2 protein-coding genes are annotated in these 3,099 nt (G+C 66.0%); both read left to right on the forward strand.

Annotation, left to right across the window (positions count from 1 at the left end; translation table 11 throughout):
• Positions 1–194: 194 nt before the first annotated feature.
• Positions 195–1,580 carry an OFA family MFS transporter gene (locus ACWFR4_RS05520; protein WP_453650981.1) on the forward strand — a complete coding sequence of 462 codons (1,386 nt, stop codon included), beginning with the start codon at positions 195–197 and terminating at the stop codon, positions 1,578–1,580.
• Between the two features lies 1 nt (position 1,581).
• A complete protein-coding gene (locus ACWFR4_RS05525; protein ID WP_453650983.1) occupies positions 1,582–2,976 on the forward strand; it encodes an OFA family MFS transporter in 1,395 nt (464 codons plus the stop codon).
• Positions 2,977–3,099 lie beyond the last annotated feature (123 nt).

Genomic DNA, 3,099 nt, shown 5'->3' on the forward strand with positions numbered 1-3,099 from the left:
GCGGGGCCCCCCCCCCCCGCAAACAGGGCGGGGGGGGCCGGGGGGGGGGGGCTGTGGGGGGGGGTTAATGGGGGTGCCGGGTGGGGGGGCGGGCGGGGGGGGCGCGCCGGCCGGCCCCGGGACCCATGCGCACGCGAAAGGAATTTGGACAGGGGGCGCTGGCCAGATCTTTCGACGCAAGGGGTGCGACCGTCATGACCGCAACCGATCTATCAACCTCCGTCCCCTACAGGGAGGTGACGGACGCCAACGGCCGTGTGTACCGGGTTGGCGAGACAGATATCGACATCTTGGGCCGCAAGCGCAAGTGGATGGTGATCCTGCCCTGGGTGGGCATGATGGGGATCTCCTCCGCCGAGTACGCGTTCGCTTCCGCCGAGGACACCCTGCACACCGCGCACGACTGGAACAGCCTGCACATCTTCTGGATGATGACCGTCTGGGTGTTCTTCCAGGCCGCGGTCGCCTTCCCCGCGGGCAGGCTGCGTGAGAGCGGCAGACTGCCGGCCCGCTGGGCGATGATGATCGGCGCGTCGGGCACCTTCATGGGCTATCTGTCGCTGGCCCTGGCACCACATGTCGTCTTCGCCTACATCGGCTTCAGTGTGCTGAGCGGCATGGGCGCGGGCATGGTGTACGCCACCTGCGTCAACATGGTGGGCAAGTGGTACCCGGAGCGAAGGGGCGGCAAGACCGGCTTCGTCAACGGCGGCTTCGCCTACGGTTCGGTGCCGTTCGTCTTCCTGTTCACCGGCTACATGGACCTGACCAACTACCGATGGGTGCTGCTCTCGGTGGGCGTTCTGCTCGCCGCGATGGTCGCGTTCGCCGGTTCCTTCTTCAAGGATCCGCCGAAGAACTGGTGGCCTGCGAACGTCGATCCGCTCAATCCGCCGGAGGACCCGCGCGCCCGGCGTTCCCTGGAGAAGAACCCGCCGGCCGTCAAGCAGTACACCCCGCTGGAGGCCTGGCGGACCGGCCGAGTGGCACTGATGTGGTTCTGTCTGGCCTGCACTTCCGGCGTGAACATCTTCGGCATCGCCTTCCAGGTGGACATCGGCGAAGAGGCCGGCTTCGCCGGCGGAATCGTTGCCGCCGCGATGTCCTTGAAGGCGCTCGTCAACGGCAGCGGGCGCGGCGTCATCGGATGGCTCTCCGACCGCTACGGCCGCAAGCAGTGTCTGCTCGCCGTGTGCGCCATCCTCGGGTGCGCCCAGTTCGGCATCCTCTGGTCGGCCGAGGCCAAGAACCTGCCGCTGTTCCTGATCTTCTCCGCGATCTCCGGTTTCGGCGGCGGCGCCATCTTCCCGATGTTCGCGGCGCTCACCGCGGACTACTTCGGCGAGAACAACAACGCCACCAACTACGGCATGGTCTACAGCTCCAAGCTCGTCTCCGGACTGGGCGCGGGGATGGGCGCCGTGGTGGTCGGGGCCTGGGGGCACTCCGGTGCCTTCGTCCTGGCGGGCTGCATCTCCTTCTTCGCCGGCTTCATCGCGCTCTTCCTGTCCCAACCCGGCAGGTCCAAGCCCCGTGACATACAACCCAACCCGCAACCGCTCGGTGAGGAGATGGCTTGATATGACGGCTGAGCCCATCGCCGCAGGCAACTCGGCGACGACCACTGGTAGCAGGTACCGAGAGATCACCGACGAGAACGGCCGCGTCTATCGCGTAGGCGAGACGGACCGCGACATCCTCGGCCATTCCCGTAAGTTCATGGTGTATCTGCCATGGGTCGCGATGATGGCCATCAGCGTTTCCGAGTACGCGTACGGTTCGGCGGAGGACACGCTGTCCAGCGCACATGGCTGGACGCAGTCGAACACCTTCTGGATCCTGAGCATCTGGGTGTTCTTCCAGGCGGGCATCGCCTTCCCCGCGGGATGGATGCGGGAGAAGGGCATCCTGTCCGCGAAGCGGGCCATGATGACCGGCTCGTTCCTGTGCATGCTCGGCTTTCTCGCCCTGTCCCATCTGAGCAATGTGTGGCTGGCGATCCTCGGCTTCGGTGTCATCGGCGGCCTCGGCTCCGGCCTCGTCTACTCGACCTGCATCAACATGGTCGGCAAATGGTTCCCGGAGCGAAAAGGCGGCAAAACAGGCTTCGTCAACGGCGGCTTCGCCTACGGATCCCTGCCGTTCATCTTCATCTTCAACTACGCGTTCGACACGTCCAACTACCACCGGGTGCTCGACATGATCGGCGCCTACGTCCTGGTCGTGGTGCTGGTCTGCGCGTTCTACTTCAGGGACCCGCCGAAGAACTGGTGGCCGCACGACATCGACCCTCTCGCCACCTCCGGCACGAGCAAGAGCGCAAGGTCTCTCGCCAAGAACCCGCCCGCGGTGCGCCAGTTCACGCCCAAGGAGGCCATCAGGACCGGCATGCTGCCGATCATGTGGTTCAGCCTCGTGCTGACGGCCGGTGTGTCGATCTTCGGCATCTCGTTCCAGGTGGACTTCGCCAAGGAGGTCGGTTTCGGGCCTCTGGTCGCGGCGTCGTCGATGGGCGTCATGGCCGTCATCAACGGAGTCGGCCGTGCCGTCGTGGGCTGGATGTCGGACATCTGGGGCCGCAAGCTCAGCCTCGTGCTCGTGATCGTCGTGCTCGGGCTTGCCCAGTTCGGCGTGATCTGGGCGGGCGACATCAAGAGTGAGTGGCTGTTCCTGGTCTTCGCCTTCCTCTCCGGCTTCGGCGGCGGCGCGTTCTACCCGATGTTCGCGGCGCTGACCCCGGACTACTTCGGGGAGAACTACAACGCCACCAACTACGGGCTCGTCTACAGCGGCAAGCTCATCAGTGGCCTGTTCGGCGGCGGCCTCGGCTCGATGGTGGTCGCCGCGTGGGGCTACAACGGGGCGTACGCGCTGGCCGGCGGGATATCGATGGTGGCAGCGGCCTTCGCGCTGCTGCTGCGGCAGCCCGGCCGGGAGAAGGCGGCTCCGCCCCTGAAGGAAGCCATCGGCGCATAGGGGGAGTTCACCTACTGAGTGGGGGCCGGGCCCTAGTGCGGGGCCCCCGAATGTTATAAGAGGCGGGGGCCGGTGTTAGTTTTGAGGCCGCGCCCGGTGTGGTTGTGGAAATAATGGGGGGAG

Source organism: Streptomyces sp. NPDC055140 (assembly GCF_053607285.1).